Origin of the sequence: Acetobacter sp. DmW_125128 (genome assembly GCF_008704325.1) — a bacterium.
GTDB lineage: Bacteria > Pseudomonadota > Alphaproteobacteria > Acetobacterales > Acetobacteraceae > Acetobacter > Acetobacter oryzifermentans.
This window is the reverse complement of record NZ_VHOP01000006.1, coordinates 33,482-56,518: the sequence shown is the minus strand read 5'-3', so window position 1 is coordinate 56,518 and position 23,037 is coordinate 33,482. Positions and strand designations below refer to the sequence as shown.

The window sequence follows — 23,037 nt, the reverse complement described above, 5'->3', positions numbered from 1 at the left end:
CCATGACCAACAAACAGAACCCCAAATTCCAGGAGCTCGTCGCCAAGCTGCGCGAGATCTTCCAGATCGACCGCCCGGAACTCGACTTTGGTATCTACCGCATCCTCAACGCCCGTGCAGGCGAGATCAACGACTACCTGCAAAACCGGCTGGCCGAGAAGGTGCAGGAGGCGCTTTCGGCGGGCAGCGCCGCCAGCGCGCAGCAATTGCAGGCTGAACTGCAAGAGGCCGAAAAGAACGCCCAAGCCTTGGGCGTCAGCCCCGATGCCGTGCCCAAGGTGCAGGAACTGCGCACCAAGCTAAAGGAGGCCACCGCAGGCAGCAGCGAACACGAGAACGCCGTGTTCTCGCACCTGCTGGCTTTCTTCTCCCGCTACTACGAGCAAGGCGACTTCATCAGCCAGCGCCGCTACAAGGGCGACACCTACGCCATCCCCTATGCGGGCGAAGAGGTGATGCTGCACTGGGCCAACAAGGATCAGTACTACACCAAGAGCGGCGAGAACTTCAGCAACTACAGCTTCAAGCTCGAAGACGGCCGCACGGTGCATTTCCGCCTTGCCGCCGCCGACACCGCCAAGGACAACCGCAAGGACAACGACAAGGAACGTCGCTTTGCCCTGGTGGCGGCGAAGACCGTCACCCGTATGGATGAAAACGGCGACGAATACGAAAAAGAACTGGTGCCCGTGGAGGAAGTGGCGGGCAAAGACGGCAAGCGGGAACTGATCGTCCGCTTCGAGTACTCCGCCCAGCCCAAGGGCACCAAGCAGGACGCGCTGGTCACCAAAGCCGTAGCGGCCGTACTGGCAGACGCCGCCGTCAAGGCCCGCTGGCTGGCCTTGGGCAACCGTGCGCCGACCGAGAAGAACCCGCAGCGCACCCTGCTGGAAAAGCACCTGAGCGACTACACCACCAAAAACACGGCGGACTACTTCATCCACAAGGATCTGGGTGGTTTCCTGCGGCGCGAGCTGGACTTCTACGTCAAGAACGAAGTCATGCATCTGGATGACGTGCAGAACGCGGGCGCGTTCGCCGACATCGAGAAGAACCTTCGGATGATCCAGTGCCTGCGCAGCATCGCGCTGGAACTGATCACCTTCTTGGCCCAGTTGGAAGACTTTCAAAAGAAGTTGTGGCTGAAAAAGAAGTTCGTGGTGTCCAGCCATTACTGCATCACGCTGGATCGGGTGCCTGAGTTTCTTTACCCGACTATTGCCGCCAATCAAAGGCAGTGGGATCAGTGGGCAAGCCTAAAGTTACTCAAGGATGCAAACAAAGATTTTGCGTCACGCGTCCTGCCTGACGCCATTGCATTCATCAAAGCGAACCCGCATCTATCGGTTGACACCTCATTGTTTGACAAGGAGTTTCTTGCCCAAATCATTGCATTAATTGATGATCTAGATTCATGCACCGATGGCATTTTGATTAAGGGCGATAACTTTCAGGCAATCCAGCTTATTTCACAGAGATTCAAGGGTGCGGTGGACTACATCTATCTTGATCCTCCTTACAACACCTCTGAGAATAGTTTTATCTACAAGAATCAGTATAAGGAATCATCGTGGCTGTCGATGATTCAAAACCGCATCGCTCCTGCCCTTAATATTTTGAAAGAATCTGGGGTCATGAGTTGTGCAATTGATGACTTTGAACTCCCCTATCTTGAAGGGCTGCTTGACGCCGTTTTTCAGCCCGAAAATCGGCTGGGCAATCTTGTGGTAGAAATTAAGCCATCGGGTCGGACAAACGACAAATACCTAGCAACAAGTCATGAATATTTGTTGTTCTACGCCAAAAACGCTGTTGATGCAGATATCAACTTTTTTCCGTTATCTGAGGAGCAGGCAGCCCAGTACAGTCTAGGAGACGGCGAGGGAAACTTCAAATGGAGAGACTTCCTGAGGACTGGCGGTTACTCAACACCGCAAGAGAGGCCAAACTCCTACTACCCAATTTTCTTCAATCCCGAAACCAAAGAGGCTCGACTCGAGGAGTTTGAGGGGGCCGAAAAAATCCTACCGATTGACAGCGAAGGCAATCATCGAGTTTGGAGAAAAACTCCTCCGTCCTTTTTAGAGCATCTGGAGAAGGGAGAGATAAATTTCTCAACCAATCGCAGGGGAGAATGGAAAGTTCAGATTATTGATCGTATAAAAGATGGAACAAGACCGAAAAGCGTCTGGGTGAATCCAAAATACGATGCCTCTTCGCATGGAACTAAGCTGCTTAAGGCTCTTTTTGGTGAAGGCGCAGGATTTTCATTTCCAAAGAGCATTAATGCAGTAGAGGATGCGTTGTATATCAACTGTGCGTCCAAAAAAGGTGCCTACGTAGTTGATTACTTTGCAGGCTCAGGAACAACCGGGCACGCACTGATCAATATGAATAGAAAGGATTCTGGGTCAAGGAAGTATCTCCTTGTTGAACAGGGAGACTATTTTGATGCCGTGATAAAGCCTCGTATTCAGAAGGTTGTCTACTGCCCAACGTGGAAAGATGGTCGACCGTCCACAACTAACAACGGTATATCGCATACCTTCAAGGTGCTGTATCTCGAAAGCTACGAAGATACTCTGAACAACCTCCAACTGCGCCGTACGTCTGCTCAGGGCAATCTGCTAAACACACTGCCACAGCAGGCCAAGGACGACTACCTGCTCAACTACCAGCTGGACGTGGAGAGCCGTGGCTCGCTGCTGTCGGTAGAGGATTTCAGGAAGCCCTTCGACTACACCCTCAACGTGGCCGTGGATTCGGCGGGCGCGTTCGAGCCGCGCAAGATCGATCTGGTCGAAACCTTCAATTTCCTGATCGGCCTGCGAGTCAAGCACATTGACGCCCAGCCGCAGCGCGGCTTTGTCACCGTCACCGGCACGCTGCCGAGTCATGGAGCGAGTCCGAGTGAAACCTGCCTCGTGCTGTGGCGCGATTGTGATGTGCTGGACTACGAAGGCGTCAGCAAGCTCTGCGACAAGCTGGCCATCAACCCGGCGGACAACGAGTTTGACGTGGTCTACATCAACGGCGACCACAACATCCCCACCGTGCTGACGCAGACGGCCGAGGAAGGCGGTGCCACCCGCGTGCTCAAGCTGCGCCAGATCGAGCCGGAGTTTCTGGAGCGCATGTTCTCGGTGGAGGACATCTGATGGCGCGACCACGCAAGACTCCTGCCGTCGGTTCGGGCGCAAGCGGCGCAGCCGGTTCCAGTCGCGGCGGCAAGAAGCGCAGCTTCCATCAGGAATTGGTGCTCAACCGCTGGGTGCTTCGTTTCTTTCAGGGCGGCACGCTGGCGGCGCTGAAGATGCGCGTGGGCGATGACCGCTTCGAGGGCATCGACGAGGACGGCCAGACCAAGTTCTTCCACGAACTGATCCGAGGCTTGTTCGACCCCAACAAGGTGCCCGAGGCCGACCTGCGACGCTATGACTTGAACGTCGTCGCCCACTGGCGGGCCATCACCGCTCAGCGCAACAAGCTGGAAGGCCATGAGTTGCAGATGAAGTACTTCCAGTACCTCTCGCTGCTGTTCACCGAGCTGTATCTGGACTGGTACTTCAACCACCGCCAGGACTTGCTCGACGGTCTGAACGAGGAAATGACGCGCTACCGCGCCGAGACGGGTGCGGAACCGTTCCGCGATTTCGAGGCGGATGATCTGAACAAGATCGCCTTCTGGAATGCCACCGGCAGCGGCAAGACCCTACTGTTGCACGTCAATATTCACCAGTACCTGCACTATTTCCAGGCTGGGCGCAGCGGCAGCTATCCCGACAAGATCATCCTGCTTACACCCAATGAAGGCTTGAGCCGTCAGCACCTAGAGGAGCTGGAGCTATCGGGCTTCGGCTTCTCGCAGTTCTTCAACAAGGCTCAGACGCCGCCGCGCGGCACAATCGAAATCATCGACATCAACAAGCTGGGCGATGAGATGGGCGACAAGACCGTCGCCGTGGATGCCTTCGAGGGCAACAACCTGGTGCTGGTGGATGAAGGGCATCGCGGCACTGGCACGGCGGCGGGTGCGTGGATGGCTCGACGCGATGCGCTGGTGCGCGGTGGTTTTGCCTTCGAGTACTCGGCCACCTTTGGGCAGGCGGTGGCCAAGGGCATGACCGTGGCAGCGGCGGAAGAAGACATCCAGAAGAAGCGCGCCAAGATGCTATTCAACACCACCAGTCTGCGCAGTCTGGACGACGGGCAGAAGGCGCAACTTGCGCTGACCTTGGATGACAAGCGCCGTGCGCGCATCACTGCTACGCGCGAGATTTACGCCAAGTGCATCCTGTTCGATTACTCGTACAAGTTCTTCTATGAGGACGGCTACGGCAAGGAGTCGCTGATCCTCAACATGAGCGGCGAGGCCTATGAGCATGCAGACAACGCGCGCAAGTACTTCACCGCCTGTCTGCTGGCCTACTACCAGCAGCTCTGGCTGTGGAGCACGCACCGCACGGCGCTTGCCGACTTCAACATCGAAAAGCCGCTGTGGGTGTTCGTGGGCAACACGGTGTCAGGCGAGGAGTCGGACATTCTGGAGGTGGTGAACTTCCTCGCCGATTTCCTGAACAGCGACGCGCAGATCAAGACTTGGCTGGCCGACCTGATTGCGGACAAGGCGCAGATTCTGGACGCCAAGGGCAACAACATCTTCAGCGGGCGCTTCACGCCCCTGATGGGCTTCGGCGGTCGCGTGGATGAGCTGTACGCCGACATCCTGCTGCGCGTGTTCAATGCCTCGGCCCGTCAGCGCTTGAAACTCGTCAACATCAAGAGCAGCAAAGGTGAGCTGGCGTTGCGCGTGGGCGATGCCGAACCCTTCGGCCTCATCAACATCGGCGACGACGCGGGCTTCTTCGGGATGGCGGAGGACGTCGAGGCTTTCGACAGCGAACGCGATGACTTCGGCGGTGCGCTGTTCGGCACGCTGAACAACAAGGACAGCCGCCTCAACGTGCTGATCGGCTCGCGCAAATTCACGGAAGGCTGGAGCAGTTGGCGCGTGTCCACGATGGGGCTGCTGAACATGGGGAAGGGTGAAGGCTCGCAGATCATCCAGTTGTTCGGGCGAGGAGTGCGCCTCAAAGGCAAGGGCTTCTCGCTCAAGCGCACCTTGCCGCAGGACCGGCCCAAGGGCGTGCATCTGGATAAGCTGGAGGCACTGAACATCTTCGGTGTGCGCGCCAGCTACATGGCCGCGTTCAAAGACTACCTGCGCGAGGAAGGCATCACGCCCAGTGACGAAGTGCTGAAGCTGGACTTCCCAACGCGGGCCAACTTGCCCAAAGGCAAACTCAAGACCTTAGCGCTGAAGGATGGCTACAAGGACAACCAGAAACTTGGGTTCAAGCGCACGCACTTTCCGTGGCTATACGAAATACCCAGGCAGTTCCAAGGCAAGATCAAGCCCCCCCATGTGGTACTCGACCTGTACCCGCGTGTCGAAGCGCTGTCCAGCAAGAACAAGGGTACAACCTCCACGACGGAAGCGCGCAACAAGGGCAAGCTGAATCAGACGCTGTTCCTGGCTTTCAATTGGGATCGCATCTATCTGGCGTTGCAGGATTACAAGTTGCAGCGCAGTTGGAGCAACCTGCGGTTGGAACGGCAGAAGCTGATTGACTTCTGTGCAGGCACCCAGAATTGGTACACGCTGTTCATCCCGGCGGCGGAACTGAACGTGACGACGTTCGCCGACATCCGCAAGCAGGAAGACATTCTGCTTCGACTGCTGACGGACTACACCGACCGATTCTATAAGGCCCTGAAGACGGGCTACGAAGGCCAGTTCTACAACATTATCCACATCGATGAAGATCACGGGTCGATGCTCAAGCTGTACCAGTTCGAGATTGAGAACAGTGACGACGGTCTGGAATATCAGGCGAAGCTGGAAGTGCTGAAGAAGCTGGTGGCGGACGGCAAGATCGGCGAGGCTAGCCAATGGAACGCGCCGCACATGGTGGCCATCAGCTTCGCCCGGCATTTGTACTACCCGCTGTTGGCATTGGAGGACAAGGATGCAGTGCCTCTGAAGCTGCGTCCGCTGGCTTTTGACGCGCCGAGCGAATGGCAGTTTGTTCGCGATTTGGAAGCCTTCTACAAATCAGTGGAAGGCAAGGCTGCCATAGGCGCGCGCAGCCTTTACCTACTACGCAACGCTGATCGGGAAGAGAAAGGCTTGGGTTTCGCGCTAGCGGGCAACTTCTATCCCGACTTCCTTCTGTGGCTGGTGGACGACACCAACGGAAAGCAGTGGCTGACCTTCGTCGATCCGAAGGGGCTGCGCAACCTTGATCTGTCGAACCCCAAGCTTGGGCTGTATAAGGAAGTAAAGACTTTGGAGGCGACGCTGTCCGGGCAGGCCAAGGTAGGCGAACCGCCGCTGATCTTGAATGCCTTCGTCCTGTCACCGACGAAGTTCGCCGATCTGCTCAACGTGGGCGATCCTACCAAGAAGGACGAGTTGGAGCGGCGTCATGTGTTATTCATGGAAGAGGGCGGAAGCACCTATCTGAAAAAGCTATTTAGGGCCATCAGATAAATATGAGGCAGCGCTTAACATGGTATCAGTCATGGCATCTAATATCAGACCATACCATAAGATGTTGTATTTAAAGTGAAATGTTGTATAATTTACAATCGAGTGGGAATAAGTTTCCCATCGTAAAAAAGGCCGGGTGGATGTAAAGCCCCCGGCCTTTTTTATTGGTTCCTTGTCAAATATCTTACTTGTTCAACCAAGGTGCGATTGGCAAATTTTTTGCTCGCAAAAATTCAGGGTTGAACAGTTTGGATTCATAACGGGCACCACCATCGCAAAGAATGGTGACAATCCGATGCCCCGGGCCAAGTTTGCGTGCGGTGCGGATTGCAGAAGCCACGTTAATGCCAGAAGATCCACCAACGGAAAGGCCTTCTTCACCTAGCAGGCTATAAATAATGTCCAGGGCTTCCGGGTCTGGAATCCGCTCGGCATCATCAATAGGTGCGCCTTCCAGATTGCCCGTTACACGGGACTGGCCAATGCCTTCTGTAATGGAAGAACCAGAAACAGATAGGTCATTGCTTTTCACCCAGCCATACAGGCCAGAACCTTCTGGGTCTGCCAGCACAATACGGGGGGCAGCTACGCCATCGCGTTTGGCTGCATCGTGCAGGCCCAAGGCTATGCCAGCCAGCGTGCCGCCTGTGCCGCAAGCGCAGGTAAAGGCATCTACCTTGCCGCCCATCTGCTGCCAGATTTCTGGCGCGGTGGTGGCGCGGTGGCCTTCACGGTTGGCAATGTTGTCAAACTGGTTGGCCCACACCCATCCGTTTTCTTCGGAAAGACGGCGTGAAACGTGTACATAATTGCCCGGATCACGGTAAGGCTTGGCTGGTACAAGGCGAAGGTCTGCCCCAATCATGCGTAGGAAGCCGATTTTTTCCTGACTCTGAGTTTCGGGCATGACAATAACGCATTTATACCCGCGCGCATTGGCAACCAGTGTGAGGCCGATGCCTGTGTTGCCTGCCGTACCTTCAACAATGGTGCCTCCGGGTTTTAGCACGCCACGGCGTTCTGCATCTTCAATAATAGCCAGCGCTGCACGATCCTTGACGGAACCGCCCGGATTCATGAATTCGGCCTTGCCGTAAATATCACACCCCGTGGCTTCAGACGCTTTGCGCAGGCGTACCAGTGGGGTTCCGCCCACAGCACCCGGCATGTCGGCAGAAAGTGTGGTCCAGCCGGGATGAGGGGTGGAAACGGCATTTTCAGTCATTTGGTTACACCTTATGCTGTCACGTTATAATGCGTTGATCAGACTATCATGCCCCACCTGAAAATTCTGCCCCAAGGGCAAACAGATGGAACATGGCAGCTTGTGCAGTTTTTTTTATTGGCCAGCTGTTGGTTCCTGTTCAGCATCGTACAGCACTTCCAGCACCGCCGCCCACGGATAGCGTGAATCATAGCTCTGACCATCGGGGGAGGTGAGGCGCCCTTGGGTGTCTGTTGGTACATGTGTCAGGGCCACGGCATCATCAATATTGCCGCCGATAATGCTGATCTGCCGACCAAAAGGCTGCCCATTCTGGCCAACTGCTACAACAAAGCCGCAATGGGCAGGAAACCCGTAAGATGTTGGTAGGCTGGTAAATCGGATAGTGTCTTTGCTACGGCCACGTGCAACGCAGATCAGATCACCGGGTTTTGGGGTGTAATTTGCAGGGTCTTGCGCCCGCAAAATGGGAGATTGCCCAGAAGCTGCTGCGTTGATGTAAGTAGAATGATTGGGAGAATAGGGGAAACGGCTGTTGGCCCCGGCTACGCGCATAACGTAGGAAATAAAAGCAGCGGACCACGCATAAGATCCATCATGCACAAAGTCGGTTAGTCGGCCGTTGGCATCGTGTTTACCGGTCCATGATGTTTCGGTCATGTCCGGGTCCATACCAATCCACCAGTATTCTCCTACGCGTTCCCACAGGCCGGGCGCGCGTTCTGGCTTAACAGAGGCCACTTGTGGTTCTGGGCGCTGTTCCGGGTCATCATCATTCACCGGGCTTCCAAACAGGCGCCATTCACGCATGGCAATTCCAACAACATCCTGCCGGTTAAAGGGCTCAAAATTGCGGGTGGCAAAATCCGGCACATGGCCACCATAGCCGTAGCCACCACTGGCTGTGTTCCAAGCGTTGGTGCTGGAAGCAGCGCTTGGGGTGGGGCGTGCACCTGGCTGTGGTTGCTGAGTGGCACATGCTGCCAGACACAAAGGGGCCAGCAGGGCAACGGTAAGCTTGCGTGACAATCTCGTCTCCATACCAGAACAACTCTCCGGCAGATCCGGAGCGCGAGACAACCATTGGTCGGAAGTCTGAATGATATAGCAATAAGCGCCTGTTGTTCTGGGTGGAAGAGGGTTTGTGTTTTTGTGCGGCGTCTGTTTCTTTTTTGCGCCTGTGTTATCAGGCGTCAGGCACGGTTACATCTGCCATGCGGGCATTGACGCACTGGATGGCGTCTGCCGGTTTAAGTGCCACCACCAAACCTCTGCCGCCGCCATTAATATAGAGTGTATCCAGTTTGAGAACACTTTCGTCCAATACAACCGGTACTTGCGTGCGTGCGCCAAAGGGGCTGATACCCCCCACCTTAAACCCAGTTAGGGCTTCGGCTTTTTCTGCACCCAGCATACGCGCGTTGCGTCCCCCAAACAGGGTGGCTACTTTTTTCAGATCCATTTTTTTATGAACAGGAATGGCCACGCAAACAATCTGCTTTTTATCAATTTCAACCATTAGGGTTTTAAAAACCTTGTTTTGGTCGATACCAATACCAGCAGCGGCATGTAGGCCAATTTTTCCGGGGTCTGATACATAATCATAATCATGCAGGGTAAAGGCAACGCCATGAGCAGTCAGAAACTGCGTTGTTGGTGTTTCAATGGTTTCTGACATGGTAGCCCTTTCTGGAAAATCCATGAAGCATTGTGCCTTTTGCAAGGCATGCACATGGTTTCGCTTATTCAATAGTTACTCTTAGCGTCAAGTCATGGAGGCTGCATACCGCCATGCAACATAGCGGTATGCAGAATGGTCTTTACGTATGGTTGGGGAACAGGCCGAGGAGACCGCTTTCTGTAGCAGGGCAGCAGCCTTTTTCTGTAATCAGCCCAGTTACAAGTCTGGAGGGTGTGACATCAAAGGCGGGGTTAGCTGCAGGGCTATGATCTGGAGTGATTTGCACGGAACCTATTTTTCCGTCTGTCATACGCCCCTGCACGTGCGTAACTTCGGATGCTGCACGTTCTTCAATAGGAATATCACGGATACCATCGGCAATACGCCAATCTATGGTTGTAGAAGGTAATGCAACCCAGAATGGTATTTTATTGTCCTGCGCAGCTAGAGCTTTCAGATAAGTGCCTATTTTGTTCGCAACATCTCCATTGCGTGTTACGCGGTCTGTTCCAACAATAACAATATCAACTTGGCCATGCTGCATCATATGGCCTCCTGCATTATCTGTAATAACAGTATGCGGAACACCGTGGCTGCCGAGTTCCCATGCAGTAAGGGCAGCGCCCTGGTTGCGTGGGCGTGTTTCATCTACCCACACATGCACGTTCAGGCCCAGATCATGCGCCATGTAAATAGGGGCCAAGGCTGTCCCCCAATCCACTGTGGCAATCCATCCAGCATTACAGTGGGTTAAAATGTTCAGGCGCTGGCCTTTTTCTTTTTTGGCGGCAATATCCTGCAAAAGTTTAAGGCCATGCCTGCCAATAGCTTCATTTTGGGCTGCATCTTCATTGCAAATACGCAGGGCTTCTGCATAAGCAGCGGATATCCGGCTTTCTGGTGGGATAGGCCGGAGAGTATTTAGCATTCTTTCAAGCGCCCAACGCAAATTTATGGCGGTAGGGCGTGTTGCTGCAAGCATGGCTGCGTTTTGTTCAAGACTGGTATCGCTGCTGTCTGTGCGTAATGCCAATGCCAGACCATATGCGGCAACAGCACCAATAAGCGGAGCACCACGTACCTGCATACTGGTAATGGCATGGGCTACATCCTGAACAGTTGTAAGCCGCAGGATGTCCAGTGAAAAGGGAAGGCGTGTCTGATCGAAAATATGAATAGACCACAGGTCTTTTTCATCAACCCATACACTGCGGAAAGAGGTGCCATTGATTTTCATGAAGCATGTTCCGTGAGAAGGAGAGGTCTGCGTTTAGGATATAAGGATGATTACCTGTTTTGGGCAACAGGGTACAAGCACATGAAATTTTTGAGAACGTATTTAGAACATTTTTAAGGTAAATAGATCAGAAGAATGAAATATATCTTTAAATCTGAAAGTATTTTTTTGCATTTTCTATAGCATTTGTTATGTAGAATGAAAATCTAAGGCTATACCTGTTCTTGTAGGTATGTGCTTCAGTTAGAGAAGTTTTGAAGTTTAAAAATTTTGTTTATATATCTCCTTATTTTTAAAGGAGGTTGAGAGGGAGTTAAAATGAGTGAGACAAGAACCCGCCGAAAACCTGCTGCGGGTAAAACGGTTTCTAAGCGTAAAGTTGCCGCCGCAACCCCCAAAAAGCGCACATCTCGCGCAAAAGTTGTCGAAGTAGAAGAACTTTTTGATTTTGAAGCAGAGCCAGAAGCTCCTAAGCCACGCCGTTCTTATGTGCGTAAAGCTGCTGCCCGTAAGCCTGCTGAAGAAAAAACAGTAGCGCCTAAAACAACGGCACGTAAAAAAACAGTAGCAGCTAAGGCTGAAAGCAAGGTTGCTCCCAAGCCAACGCGGCGCACTAAAGCCAAAGCGGAAGACGTTGTGGAAAAGCCGGTGCGTGCAACCAAAGCAACACGTGCTGCTAAAGCTCCGGTCACTGCATCAACGCGTAAAACTGCAAAGTCAGCTACTAAGGTTGAGGCAGCCAAACCTGTGCGTGCTACACGTACCCCAAAAGCAACAGCAGCCAGCAAGGTTGCAAAACCAGCAGTTCCAGCAACCCGTAAGCGGACTGTGCGTGTTGTAGAACCCGCAGCTAAAAAGAAGCTTTCTGCCGTGGAAAAGCTGCGTATTGTGCAGGAAGAACGTCGCCGTAAACGGTATGAACGTTTGGCAGCAGCAGAGGCTGAAAAAACTTCGGCAAAGGCACCCGCAGCACGGAAGACAAAGGCTAAAACAACCCGTCGCACCCGGGCATCCTAAATATAACGGTATTTTATCTGGTTTAGAGATTTATCAGTAAAATAATGTTGTTTTAAAAAGAGCCCATTCCGGTAAAAACGGGGTGGGCTTTTTTTTAATTAAATATTCTGGATCTATCTGTGAATATATGCAGATGGCATACGAAAATAGAGTTCCCTTTTTAGCTAATCGTACGATTAAAGTTGCCGCTTAGCAGATAGCAGTTGCTTGCAAATTCTGCCGTATGGTCAAGATCAGGTTCAAGTGCATCTTCTACCATAACACGGCGCAACCGTAGGATAACGGCTTTTTCGGAAGCATTGCCGTGTAGATATTCCGATATCTTTGCCAACCACGCACTAATGCCGTTCTGCTCTGTTAGCATAAGAGGGTGCCGCTTATTTAGGGGAAGCCCGTTTTGTAACAACAGAGATGCTACGGGGGCATCAGTAATATGATACAGAAAATTGCCTGCTTCCTTGGCGTGCGTGGCTGCCAAGGAAGGTATGCGTGTCAGACGGATCTCATCTGGCAAAAAATGTGTGCGTAAGGGTGGAAGAAGCGGAAGTGAGAATAAGTCCGTTTGCGTTTCTTTCGCGTCGGTTCGGTGCTTCTGTTGAACATGATGTGGTTTTGAGTTGGTTGTACGTTGTCTTTCTTTCGCAAAAGGCAGAGGCAGCCCCGGTAATGTATTCTGTAATGACAACAGGTGATGATTACCCATTATGCACCTTGATGAGGGATCTCTTTTGTGGGCCGTTTTGATGCACACTCTGCACATAGCCCTTCCACTTCAACCGAGGTGCTCTGAATTACAAAGTCTTCGTTTTTACAAATGTGTTTCAGGGTTTCCAGAACAGTTGTATCCGCTATTTCTGTTACGGCTTTGCAGTTGCGGCAGATGAGAAACTGGGCCGTATGTAAGCAGGCTTCCGAGTGCTCATGCGTATGAGAACAATGGCGCAGATTGGTGCAGGGAATAAAAGCAGACAAGCGTTCAATACGGTGGATCAGGCCGTGTTCAAGTAGAAAATCGAGTGCCCGATATACTGTAGGAGGGGCGGGGCGCCGTTCTGCTGTTTTAAGTTCTTCCAGCAGATCATATGCCCCAACTGGACGCGCATGCATAAGAATAAGCCCGAGCACATCACGGCGCTGGGCCGTCATTCGCGCACCTTGTTGGGTGCATAGAGCAGTAGCTTTATCGAGTTGATGCTCAATATGCGCAGGAAAGGCATGAGCTGAGGTTGCTGTGGAAGAAGACGTAGGGTGGGGCATGTTCATCATCCGTTCTCTGTATTTCTTAGCGTAACTGATCTGAGAGGTGAAGACCAAATTTGCGCGGGTGAGGAGGTGACGTGCAGCTGATAAAATGTAATAATATTACATTGCATTCAAGCATGGTAGGATAACGCGTATGGAATTGATGAAAACAAAAGGCACTTCACGCCGGATGTTGTTGGGCATGGTGGCTGTGCTTGGTTTTGCAACCATGGGCACAGGTAGTGCGGCCGCGCGCCCTTTGTCTGTTGTGGCGGCAGAAAATACATGGGGGGACTTGGCTGCGCAGATTGCTGAGCCAGACATGCACGTGACATCTATACTTGTATCACCTGCTGTTGATCCGCATTTATATGCTCCTACACCGGATGATGCGCGGCGTGTGGCAGATGCTACGTTGGTTGTAGCCAATGGTGCGGGATACGATGCATGGATGGATCATTTGGTGCAGGCTTCTGCTTTGCCGCAGGCGCGGTATGTGCGTGCAGATACATGGTCTGGGTGGCACGAGGGCGGGAATGCCCATTTATGGTATGATTTGAACGCTGTGGCAGATTTTGCTCAAAGATTTGGAAAAGCGTGCGAGCAAGCAGATCCAGCACACGCAAAAGCATATGCTGAGCGGGCTCGGAAGTTGGGGGCTGATATTGCCAGCGTACAGGCCCAGGCCGCAGCATTACGCCCGCATGTGCAAGGTATGGCTGTGGCCGCAACAGAACCTCTATTTACCCCGCTGGCCAGTTACCTTGGTTTGGACATGAAGGAAAATGCCTTTCAGATTGCAATCATGAATGATGTTGAACCTCCACCTGTTGCTGTTGCTGCATTTGAGCAAGATCTTGCTCAAAAAAAACTACGGCTACTTGCCTATAATGTGCAGGTGGAAGAACCAGCCAGCAAACGTTTGATAGATCTGGCCCATAAAGCAGATGTGCCTATTCTGCCGCTAGCGGAAATTATGCCGCAGGATACCCATTGGCAAATATGGATCAGTTCAACTCTTACGCAAGTTGCGCATTTTCTTGGTGTTGCGCCGTAATGTCATCTTCTGCTGTGCAAGTGGCTGGCGTAACTCTGTTACGCCAGAAAAAAACAGTGCTGGATAATATCAGTTTTACAATTCCTACAGGCAGTTTTGTAGCTGTTTTGGGTGGAAATGGGGCTGGAAAGACAACCCTGTTTAGAACTCTTCTGGGGTTGGAAAAACTTTCGGCTGGCCAAATATGGATAGAAGGCCAGCCGGTGCAAAAGGGCCGTATGCCTATAGGGTATATGCCTCAGGTGCGCGCTATGGTGGCTGCACAACTTAGCGGCTGGAGCACAGTTGCCGCTGCGCAGCAGGGGTGGAAATGGGGCCTGCCATTTTACGGCAAACAGGCTAGAGCGGATATTGATGCAGCTTTGGCCGCAGTAGATGCGCAGGATCTGGCGCGGCGACCGGTAGGCTCCCTTTCCGGGGGAGAAAGGCAGCGGCTTATGTTGGCGCAGGCATTGCTGGATAACCCACATATCTTGTTGCTTGATGAGCCTTTGGCCAGCCTAGATCCTGTTCGTATGCGTGAAACAGCAGAACGTATTCATACACTGGCACGAGACAGGAATATAACGGTGCTCATGTCTACCCATGATATCAACCCTCTTATGGGGTTGATGGATCATGTTCTTTACATGGCGCATGGCAAGGCAGTGCTGGGGCGCGTGGAAGATGTGATGACAACCCAAACACTCAGTGCACTTTACGGCGCACCGGTTGAGGTGATTAAGGCGGGAAACAGATTATTTGTTGTGGCAGAAGGTGGTGGGGCATCACTTCAGTCCTGTATGTGCGTGGGGCATAGTGCTTGATGCTTGAGTATGAATTTATGCGCACCGCTTTTCTGGCAGCGTTTTTGGCGGCGCTGGTGTGTGGGCCTGTGGGGTGGTTTCTTGTCTTGCGTGGGCAAAGCTTTGCCAGTCATGCGCTTTCGCACGTAGGCTTTGCCGGAGCCGCTGCAGCCCTTCTGTTAGGTCAGCCCGCTTTGCTTGGACTTGGGCTTGGTGCTGTTGGTGGCGGTGTTGCCATAGGGCTGGTGGGAGATAGGCTGGTAGGCCGAGACGTAACAATCGGACTAGTGCTTTCTGTCGCCATGGGCTTTGGGGCGCTGTGCCTGCATTTTCTAACCCATTCTGCCAGTTCAGCCACAGCACTGCTTTTTGGTGATATTCTGGGTATTGGGTCTTCTATGTTAGGCTGGCTGGGTGTTCTTTCCGTAGCTTGTTTGATAGCGCTGGCATTTGTGGCAAGGCCGCTTCTTTTTGCATCGCTTCAGCCAGAGCAAGCAGAGGCGCGGGGTGTGAATATGCGCCTGCTTGATATTCTTTTTCTCATGATTGTTGCTGTAGCTACAGCGCAATGTGCCCAGATCACAGGTGTTTTGCTGGTATTTACGCTTATGATTGCGCCTGCCGCAGCAAGTTTGCGTATGGGTTTTTCATCCTTATTGGGAATGGGCATTGCAACGTTACTTGCGTTGCTGGAAGCTTGGTTGGGTTTGGTGTTGGCTTGGTACACCAATTGCCCTACAGCATTTTGGATTGCAGCGTTAGGTGGCGGTGTATTTATAACCGCCAGTCTGTTTTGCCGCTTGCGGGGCAGCTAAAAAATCTAGCTAGCCCTTGTTACTGCGGCAAGGACCAATCCAGCCAAGACCATAAAGCTACGACTGCTAGCAGCACAACATGCATGATAATCAGGGCTTTGACAGTAATAAACGGGATATAATCATCATCCCCTTTTACTGGATAATCATCATGATAATCCTGTGACATGTTTCAACACCTTGATTGTATGCCTAAAGCCCTTAGGGCTTTAGGGCTGGAGTATGGGGCAGAGCGTGATACATTCTATTAAAATAAACAAGCCCATGTGCGGTTGCATGGGTGCGTAACGCTTGCACAATACCAAACATTACGCTGTGTGTGCCAACTTCTACAATCTGGCTGATCTTGCAGTCAAACGAGGCTACAGCTTCTTCCAGTACAGGTGCGCCTGTTGCCAAGGCGCTCCAATGCCCAGTGGCAAATCGCTCCTGCATGGAGTTGGGGCTGGCAAAAAGGTTAGAGAGATGCTGCTGGGTAGATGCCAGCACGTTTACGCATAATGCGCTACCTTCATGAAAAGCCTGTCTGGCACGGCTTCCACGGTTCAGGCAGACCAAGAGCGTAGGTGGGGTATCTGTTACGGAACACACTGCGGAGGCTGTAAAACCAACGGGGTTTTCCAGCGTTCCTGTTGTAACAATGTTCACAGCTGCGCCAAGTCGGGCCATGGCATCGCGGTAGGCGCTGGTCTCCGGAGCCAACATCTGCTCTCCTTAAATCAATCAAAGATGGTTCGTACGTGTTTGTGCACGAAATAAAGAGGAAAGCAATGACAGAGCAAATTCTTTCCGCCGTATCTGGCGTAACAATGCAGCAGGAAGGGCATCTGGGACGTATTATTTTAGACCGCCCCAAACGGTTGAATGCCGTTGATAGCAGTATGGCCAACGGCGTAAAAGCCGCTTTGGAAATGTGGCGGCATGATCCTTCCGTCCATACCATTCTTCTGGAAAGCAGCAGCTCGCGTGCCTTTTGCGCAGGGGGAGACCTACGCGCCATTTATGATCGTCTGAAAGCCCAAGGGGCATTGGCGGCATATGAACTGATGAAGCGCGTATATGATGTGATGCTGTTGTTGGCAGATTACAAAAAACCCATTGTTTCCTTTTTAGATGGCGTAGCTATGGGGGGTGGTATCGGCTTGGGTGGCCATGTGCGGTATCGGGTGGTTACGGAAGCATCTGTGTTGGCTATGCCGGAAACGGCTATTGGTTTGGCTCCCGATGCAGGAGGAAGCTGGTTATTAGCGCGTGCGCCTGGTTTTTCTGGTTTACGGCGTGCCGTTACCGGTGGGCGCATGAACGGAGCAGAGGCCATAGCCATGGGGTTTGCAGATGTTCTGGTTTCATCGGCTTCTCTTATAGATTTAAGAGAAACGTTGAGCGTTGAAAGTGCAGAACATGTATTCAGCCGCCTTCATTCCCAGCCTGAAAGTCTGGACGTGCAAAGTTTGGATTCCTGTTATGATGCGCCAGATATCTTGCAGGTTATTGAAAAATTGAAAGCGGACGGATCAGAAGATGCGCAAGAGGATCTTGAAGCTTTATCACGTGCTTGTCCGTTTTCTGTGCAGGTAGCATGGTATGGATGGTACCAGGCACGGGCTGCTTCCTCGTTACATGCAGCTTTTGTGCTGGAGGAAAATATGGTGCGCCATATGGTGGCCCGGCCAGATTTTGTAGAGGGAATTCGGGCACGTTTGATTGATAAAGATAACCAGCCTGCGTGGATGCCGCCAACTTTGGCGGAAGTGAATAAGCAGGAAGCTCAAAATTGTTTTGAGAAGTAATGCAAACATGTCGCCCCGGAGCATTTTGTGCTGCGGGGCATAATGTTTTTGGGGTGTTTAGGCGGCTGCAGTTCGGAAAGCTATGGAAGCCGGTGCAGGTTTGCCAATCGGCAGTACTGCATATCCAAAGGCGTCCTCCAGAATTTCAGCAGCAGCGAGATAGATGGCGGAAAAACCGCAGAACAATCCTTCATACCCAGCAAACTGTGTAACAACTGGCATAGCCAGCATATCACCCGCGGCAAGGAGAGCGAATAGAACTGTCAGGCTTAGAAAAATAATCTGATGCGCCCGTGAGGCACGGAGCGTGGCAATAAACATGATAAATGTGAACAATCCCCACGCGAGTAGGTAGCTTCCTACAAGGTTAGGGCTACTGGCATCCACAATGCCAGTATGAGGTAGGCCAATAAGTGCCACGAACGAAAGCCAGAAAGCACCGTAGGCGCTAAAAGCTGTCATGCCAAAGGTATTGCCATTGCCATATTCCAGCATTCCCGCCAGAATTTGGGCAACACCCCCAAATGTTAGCCCCATGGCCAGAATGACAGAACCCATAGGTACCAGATCTGCATTATGTAAATTGAGAAGAACGGTTGTTAACCCAAAGCCCATTAAGCCTAATGGGGCTGGGTTGGCTCTTCGGTATGTCACCGGAGGCGAGGTGTCGGAATATGCCATGCCAGATACTTCTTGTTATGAGTGATGACTTAAGCATTAAGTAAATGGCAGAGCAGAAGTTCTCTATAAAAAGAAAATTTAGATAAAATTAAATTCATCATCATGACTTTTATTTTAGGAAACTTTTTTCTTTATTTCATCCCACAGAAGTAGACTCCATAAGTGTAGAAACAGAGGCATTTGCCCCAACCTCATCCACAGAGCGATGGATGGGGCCGTATTTGCCATAAAACCCGGGAATGGCGCGGATAATGCCCGCTGCTTGCATGAGGCAGGAGATGGTTCTATCCCGCATAAGGGAGGCACCATTCTGATCTGTGGCGGTTGTATGGAGAATTGCAGCAGCCTGCTCCAGAGCATCTGCCGTAGCCAGTGGGGTATGCCGCAATAGGGCAAAGGCTTTTAATGCATTTTCAAGAGCAGCGTGGGCTTGCGCATCAAGCTTGGTATGTTCTGCATTCCAGCGCAGGCGTAAAATTAGCCGACCTAGAGAAAGTGTTGCAAAGGCCGCATCTGTATAGCCCTGCCGGTCTATTCCGGAAGGAATAAAGGAAAGACGCATCATCAGCCGCGTGATTTTTTGAAGTTGGAGACCTTCCCATGCAATCCATTGCACGGGCTTGTTACTGTGGGAAAGAGCGAGTTGTTGCAGGCTGCGCGTAAGGGAAGAAACCAGCCGCGCAGCATCCAACCGATGGTCTGGCGGCAGAATAACCCGGAAAACCAGCACCAGAAGTATGCAGGCTGCTACCATGGTTATCCAGTTATTGGTGAGTGCGAGATCATTATAAATAATAGGGTTGTTAATAGAGAGCAGCATGGTGAAAAACACTGCATATCCAAATGCACCAATGCTGTAGCGCGGGTGAAATTGCAACCATACACCAGGTAGTAGAAACAGGCAGAGAGTTAGCCATAAAAGCGGGTAGCCATCTATACGAGGCAGAAACAGGGAATGGCATAAAAAACCCATAGGCACAGCCAACATGGTGCCTGTTGCCATCATGGGGCTTGCTTTACCGGCGGAGGGAGCTGTTGAAAGCAGGCTTGATGCGGCGACTACATACACAATCAGCATAGGGCCTGCGCTCCAGTGGAACACATACCACAGCATGCCAGCCAGAAGTGCAATGAACATGCCGCGCACACCATTGCGCAAGGCTACAGGCCATTCCAGATATTGGCGTGTGTGGGAAGATTCACGATCGCGGCGCAGGCTTGTAAGATCGTATAGGGCAAGATCTATCTGTACCAAAATATCACGCGTATTATCCAATGTGGCCAGCAAACTGGGTGCCGGATTGTTGCGTGAAAGTTGTTCCAGATTTTTCAGGCATTCATGCAGGCAGGCAGAAACCGGGGCGGGGTTTTCCAGCCAGCCGGGTTGTTCTGTAAGGTGCAGAATCTGCTCTAATGTTTCGGCAACATACTGATGCACAGGGCGTGATTGCGCATCTACCAAAGAGAGATTGAGCCAATAAGGATGATAGCTGACAATAAGCCCGGTTAAACGGTTAAGTGCCAAGCGCAGGTTGGAAATACGGGCCTGCATGTCGGGGTCATCTGCTGCGGCAAATTCTATGGCTGGTGTTAATCCTGCCATACCCGCCAGAAGGCGGCTGCGGCTATCATAAAGAGGTTGCGGCAGGCTACGGAATGCTGTGCCTGTGGTTGTAGTATCTGTTATTTCGGAAGGATTGTTTTCTTTTTCCGTATTTTCTTCTGGGTGAGAAGAAATACCTTCCTGTGCATGAAAGTTTTTTGCGTGGAGAATGGTGTCACGAAAGGCGTTGCCCAGTTTTTCCATCACCGCACTGGGTTTACGGGGGCTTGTTACCATAAATACACAAGCCGTTACCACCACACCGGTTACTACGGCAGAAAGTCGCCCCATTGCAGAAAGAAAAATATTGTCTGGGTCCGCAAAAGCAGGTGCGGCAATAATAACAATTGTATAACCGGTTAATACAGCAGCATAGGCGCGAAAAAAGCGCAGGAATGTGGCGACCATGCAGGCTATTCCGACAAAAACAGAAAGAGCCGCAAAATACAGAACAGGGGACTGTACAAATATAGCCATAATGCCAATGCTGATAACGGCACCAATAACTGTGCCGATAACACGCCATACGCTTTTGGAAACCATAGCCCCTACAGTTGGATTTGCCACAATAAGAACAGTTGTGGCTGCACTGAGGGGAGAGTGAAGCTGGAACATGAACGCCAGAAAAACGGCAATGCCAATGCATAAAAAGACGCGGGCAGAATAGCCTGCGGTAGCCTTAAAGGCATTCCACTGGGCTTCATCAGAAAAAAGGGCAGGTAAGCAGCGGGAGAACACAGCGTTAAAGGAAGATAGTGTGTTACTGCTTTGCTCGGATCTAGCGTTCATGATGTGTTTCCAGCATGCAGGAAAGATCATGAATTAAGCTACGCACTTGGTCTTCTGTGAGGTTCTGGCGGACAGTCTGTTCAAGCTGTGCAGAAATAGTGTGAAACAGCACACATCTTTCTTGCCCTGCAGGTGTGAGCACAAGCTTTTTGGCGCGCCGGTCCTGCATATCCTGTTGGCGTGTGATCAGCTTTTGTTTTTCCAACAAATCCAGAATACGCACCAGTGCAGAACAATCCACGTTCATGGCGGCTGCAAGATCACTTTGCGTGGCTCCATCGGGCATCATCATCAAATAAGCCATCGGGCGCATACTGGCTAATGTCATGCCATGGGGGCGCAAGGCCCTGTCCAGTTGCGTGCGCCAGACTGTGGCTAACCGCATAATACGGAAGGTAAGCGCCATGTCTGAAAAACGCGTTTCATCCAGTGTGGGCAGAACGCGTGGAGAAGTCATGGAATCCTCATTAGTTAGCTAAAGAATATTTGATATATAAAGTATATTCATACGAATATAACATAGCTGTTTTGCGCGTCAATAATGGAAATAAAGCTACAAAGCACAGGAACATTAGCGTGAAACCTCAATCCTGTTTCGGATGGTAGAGCTTAAAGTTGTGAGGTCATAAAAACTGCGGGTTGAAAGCAAAGGCCGCTTATGCGCATTGTGCACCGGCTAATGGTGTCCTTTACGGGATGAAAAGGGAAGAACGGTGCAAGGCCGTCGCTGCCCCCGCAACTGTAAGTGACCCATGGTGTTCCGTAAGGGCTTTCGGGCCTCAACCACTGGTCTGCATGCAGGCTGGGAAGGTAGGGAGCGCCGTTTTATGTTCTGGCCTATAGGCTGGGGTATATGTGGGTACAAGCCAGGAAACCTGCCATTGGTGCCAGTATGCGTAAGCATGTTGGTGGGCCTTAGTTATTATTAAGTTCTGGCGTTGCTGCTGGCGGGGTGCCCGGCAGGCATAGATGTACCATAGGGTATATTTCCTCTGCTTATCTCTGAGGTAGAGGCGCCGGGTGTCTGCACCCCGTCAAGCGGCTGTTCTTTGAGAATGGCGGTTATTTCAGGGATACAGCATGGCCGAAGCTCCCGATTCTTCTCAAAAATCACCTCAGAATCGTCCTGTTTTGCATGTGTGTGTCACGTGTCGGCGCGGTGGGCCTGCTATGGATCAACCGCCGGGTGCCCAGCTATATGCACGTTTACAGGCCTTGGTGCAGGAAGCAGAAGCTACTGGGCAGGAAGCTCCCGTTCTGCTGCGTCAGGTTCAGTGTTTGGCAGCCTGCGATCGCGGATGCACTGCAGCCATTGCTATGCCAGAGCGTTGGACATGGTTATTAGGACATCTGGGTACAGAAAAAGCAGAAGATCTGCTGTCTTATGCCCAACTCTATGCAAAGTCTGCGCGGGGAACAGTCATGCCTTCGCGCCGTCCGGCATCTCTTTCCAATATGGTGTTGGGGCGTGTTCCCGCACAACTTTATGATGAACAGGAGCCTTCATGACAATCGCATCTCGCGTGCCTGTAACCATTATCACTGGTTTTTTAGGGGCAGGTAAAACAACCCTTTTGCGTAATCTGCTTCAGCGTGCTGCAGGGCACCGTATTGCCGTGGTGGTGAACGAATTTGGTTCCCTTGGCATTGATGGGGAAATCCTGCGCGGATGCGGAGTGGAAGGCTGCAAGGAAGATGACATTGTAGAGCTGACCAACGGTTGCTTGTGCTGCACGGTAGCAGATGATTTTCTGCCAACCATGGAAGCTCTGCTAGATCGGGCTGATCCACCGGAACATGTGGTTATTGAAACATCTGGTTTGGCACTGCCTAAACCATTGCTCAAGGCTTTTGGTTGGCCAACAGTGCGTAACCGCATGACAGTTGATGGCGTGATAACGGTAGTAGATGCACCAGCAGTGGCAGCAGGCCGTTTTGCAGATGATCCTGAAGCTATTGCCCAGCAGCGTGCGGCAGATCCTTCCTTGGATCATGACAACCCATTAGCAGAAGTTTTTGAAGATCAGATTAATGCCGCAGATCTTGTGGTGTTGAACAAGACAGATCTGCTGGATGCAGATGCGCTGACACGTGTTGAAGATGAAATCCGCCACACGGCACCACGCCCAGTTCAGATTGTGCGTGCCACAGAAGGCAAGGTGGATCCAGCCATATTGCTTGGGATTGGGGCAGCGGCAGAAGCAGACTTGGCTGCGCGTCCTTCTCATCATGATGCAGAGGATGGCGAACACGAACATGATGACTTTGAAAGTTTTGTCGTGCGCGTGCCTGAGCAGCACAGCGTCGAGCAGTTTTTAACGCTCTTGCAGGATACGGCGCGCCGTTATGATGTACTGCGCATGAAAGGTTTTGCAGCGGTAGCAGGCAAGGCTATGCGTTTGGCTGTGCAGGGTGTGGGGGTGCGTTTCCGGCACGAATTTGATCGTCCTCTTTCCGCTAACGAAAAACGAGAAGGCCGCATTGTCGTGATCGGGCAAAAGGGGCTGGATGCTGCATCCATAGCCAAGGCTCTTGGCGGCACCTTGGTAACGGCCTGATTAA

Annotated in this window: 20 protein-coding genes and 1 riboswitch; of the genes, 9 read left to right on the top strand and 11 right to left on the bottom strand. The window is 51.9% G+C overall.

All coding sequences use genetic code 11. From position 1 onward, the window contains the following. The first annotated feature begins 2 nt into the window (after positions 1–2). Positions 3–3,158 (top strand): site-specific DNA-methyltransferase, encoded by a 3,156-nt coding sequence (locus FKW19_RS02535; protein WP_089179555.1) that lies wholly within the window; start codon positions 3–5, stop codon positions 3,156–3,158. Next, positions 3,158–6,553 carry a DEAD/DEAH box helicase family protein gene (locus FKW19_RS02530; RefSeq protein WP_089179554.1) on the top strand — a complete coding sequence of 1,132 codons (3,396 nt, stop codon included), beginning with the start codon at positions 3,158–3,160 and terminating at the stop codon, positions 6,551–6,553. Before FKW19_RS02535 ends, FKW19_RS02530 begins: the two co-directional genes overlap by 1 nt. Positions 6,554–6,737: 184 nt before the next feature. On the opposite strand, the gene FKW19_RS02525 is transcribed toward FKW19_RS02530, so the two are convergent. The 4 genes from FKW19_RS02525 to mtnA all read right to left on the bottom strand — a co-directional run bounded on the left by FKW19_RS02525 (position 6,738) and on the right by mtnA (position 10,696). Next, positions 6,738–7,778 carry a cysteine synthase A gene (locus FKW19_RS02525; protein ID WP_089179553.1) on the bottom strand — a complete coding sequence of 347 codons (1,041 nt, stop codon included), beginning with the start codon at positions 7,776–7,778 and terminating at the stop codon, positions 6,738–6,740. 114 nt (positions 7,779–7,892) lie between these two features. Continuing rightward, positions 7,893–8,819 carry a DUF2272 domain-containing protein gene (locus tag FKW19_RS02520; protein ID WP_089179552.1) on the bottom strand — a complete coding sequence of 309 codons (927 nt, stop codon included), beginning with the start codon at positions 8,817–8,819 and terminating at the stop codon, positions 7,893–7,895. 145 nt (positions 8,820–8,964) lie between these two features. Continuing rightward, on the bottom strand, positions 8,965–9,480 hold the full coding sequence (ybaK, locus tag FKW19_RS02515; protein ID WP_035352354.1) for a Cys-tRNA(Pro) deacylase: 516 nt from the start codon (positions 9,478–9,480) through the stop codon (positions 8,965–8,967). 118 nt (positions 9,481–9,598) lie between these two features. Further along, positions 9,599–10,696 (bottom strand): S-methyl-5-thioribose-1-phosphate isomerase, encoded by a 1,098-nt coding sequence (mtnA, locus tag FKW19_RS02510; protein ID WP_089179551.1) that lies wholly within the window; start codon positions 10,694–10,696, stop codon positions 9,599–9,601. Positions 10,697–11,014: 318 nt separating this feature from the next. Between mtnA and FKW19_RS02505 the strand changes: the two genes are divergently transcribed. Further along, positions 11,015–11,713 (top strand): histone, encoded by a 699-nt coding sequence (locus FKW19_RS02505; protein ID WP_089179550.1) that lies wholly within the window; start codon positions 11,015–11,017, stop codon positions 11,711–11,713. 160 nt (positions 11,714–11,873) lie between these two features. On the opposite strand, the gene FKW19_RS15645 is transcribed toward FKW19_RS02505, so the two are convergent. Both FKW19_RS15645 and FKW19_RS02495 read right to left on the bottom strand, forming a co-directional pair. Continuing rightward, the gene (locus tag FKW19_RS15645) at positions 11,874–12,227 is read right to left on the bottom strand and encodes a hypothetical protein (protein ID WP_035352372.1); all 354 of its coding nucleotides are present in this window, start codon (positions 12,225–12,227) and stop codon (positions 11,874–11,876) included. Positions 12,228–12,415: 188 nt separating this feature from the next. Beyond that, on the bottom strand, positions 12,416–12,979 hold the full coding sequence (locus FKW19_RS02495; protein WP_035352352.1) for a Fur family transcriptional regulator: 564 nt from the start codon (positions 12,977–12,979) through the stop codon (positions 12,416–12,418). A gap of 130 nt (positions 12,980–13,109) precedes the next feature. On the opposite strand from FKW19_RS02495, the gene FKW19_RS02490 reads away from it, so the two are divergent. Genes FKW19_RS02490 through FKW19_RS02480 form a run of 3 tightly spaced genes read left to right on the top strand, consistent with a single transcriptional unit; the run spans position 13,110 to position 15,612 of the window. After that, positions 13,110–14,012 (top strand): metal ABC transporter solute-binding protein, Zn/Mn family, encoded by a 903-nt coding sequence (locus FKW19_RS02490; RefSeq protein ID WP_089179549.1) that lies wholly within the window; start codon positions 13,110–13,112, stop codon positions 14,010–14,012. Continuing rightward, positions 14,012–14,818 carry a metal ABC transporter ATP-binding protein gene (locus tag FKW19_RS02485; RefSeq protein ID WP_089179548.1) on the top strand — a complete coding sequence of 269 codons (807 nt, stop codon included), beginning with the start codon at positions 14,012–14,014 and terminating at the stop codon, positions 14,816–14,818. The genes FKW19_RS02490 and FKW19_RS02485 overlap by 1 nt, the downstream gene beginning before the upstream one ends. Continuing rightward, the gene (locus FKW19_RS02480; protein ID WP_089179547.1) at positions 14,818–15,612 is read left to right on the top strand and encodes a metal ABC transporter permease; all 795 of its coding nucleotides are present in this window, start codon (positions 14,818–14,820) and stop codon (positions 15,610–15,612) included. Before FKW19_RS02485 ends, FKW19_RS02480 begins: the two co-directional genes overlap by 1 nt. A gap of 19 nt (positions 15,613–15,631) precedes the next feature. On the opposite strand, the gene FKW19_RS15315 is transcribed toward FKW19_RS02480, so the two are convergent. Together FKW19_RS15315 and FKW19_RS02475 are read right to left on the bottom strand one after the other, a co-directional pair. Further along, positions 15,632–15,781: a hypothetical protein gene (locus FKW19_RS15315; RefSeq protein ID WP_162853393.1), complete on the bottom strand. Its 150-nt coding sequence runs from the start codon at positions 15,779–15,781 to the stop codon at positions 15,632–15,634. 32 nt (positions 15,782–15,813) lie between these two features. Beyond that, positions 15,814–16,317: a flavin reductase gene (locus FKW19_RS02475; RefSeq protein WP_006117307.1), complete on the bottom strand. Its 504-nt coding sequence runs from the start codon at positions 16,315–16,317 to the stop codon at positions 15,814–15,816. Between the two features lie 65 nt (positions 16,318–16,382). Here FKW19_RS02475 and FKW19_RS02470 point away from each other — a divergent pair, with 65 nt between their 5' ends. Further along, positions 16,383–17,402: an enoyl-CoA hydratase/isomerase family protein gene (locus tag FKW19_RS02470; protein ID WP_089179546.1), complete on the top strand. Its 1,020-nt coding sequence runs from the start codon at positions 16,383–16,385 to the stop codon at positions 17,400–17,402. Positions 17,403–17,459: 57 nt separating this feature from the next. On the opposite strand, the gene FKW19_RS02465 is transcribed toward FKW19_RS02470, so the two are convergent. From FKW19_RS02465 to FKW19_RS02455, 3 genes are all read right to left on the bottom strand, one after another. Continuing rightward, entirely contained in the window at positions 17,460–18,083 is a 624-nt protein-coding gene (locus FKW19_RS02465) for an acetate uptake transporter (RefSeq protein WP_089179545.1), read from the bottom strand. A gap of 136 nt (positions 18,084–18,219) precedes the next feature. Further along, positions 18,220–20,475, bottom strand: coding sequence for an FUSC family protein (locus tag FKW19_RS02460; protein WP_089179544.1), 2,256 nt, complete (start codon positions 20,473–20,475; stop codon positions 18,220–18,222). After that, a complete protein-coding gene (locus FKW19_RS02455; protein WP_089179543.1) occupies positions 20,465–20,932 on the bottom strand; it encodes a MarR family winged helix-turn-helix transcriptional regulator in 468 nt (155 codons plus the stop codon). The genes FKW19_RS02460 and FKW19_RS02455 overlap by 11 nt, the downstream gene beginning before the upstream one ends. Before the next feature lie 206 nt (positions 20,933–21,138). Continuing rightward, positions 21,139–21,373, top strand: a riboswitch (cobalamin riboswitch). A 182-nt stretch (positions 21,374–21,555) separates the two neighbouring features. Between FKW19_RS02455 and FKW19_RS02450 the strand changes: the two genes are divergently transcribed. Further along, the gene (locus tag FKW19_RS02450) at positions 21,556–21,984 is read left to right on the top strand and encodes a DUF1636 domain-containing protein (RefSeq protein WP_089179542.1); all 429 of its coding nucleotides are present in this window, start codon (positions 21,556–21,558) and stop codon (positions 21,982–21,984) included. Beyond that, positions 21,981–23,033 (top strand): cobalamin biosynthesis protein CobW, encoded by a 1,053-nt coding sequence (gene cobW, locus FKW19_RS02445; RefSeq protein WP_089179541.1) that lies wholly within the window; start codon positions 21,981–21,983, stop codon positions 23,031–23,033. Before FKW19_RS02450 ends, cobW begins: the two co-directional genes overlap by 4 nt. The last annotated feature ends 4 nt before the right edge of the window (positions 23,034–23,037 follow it).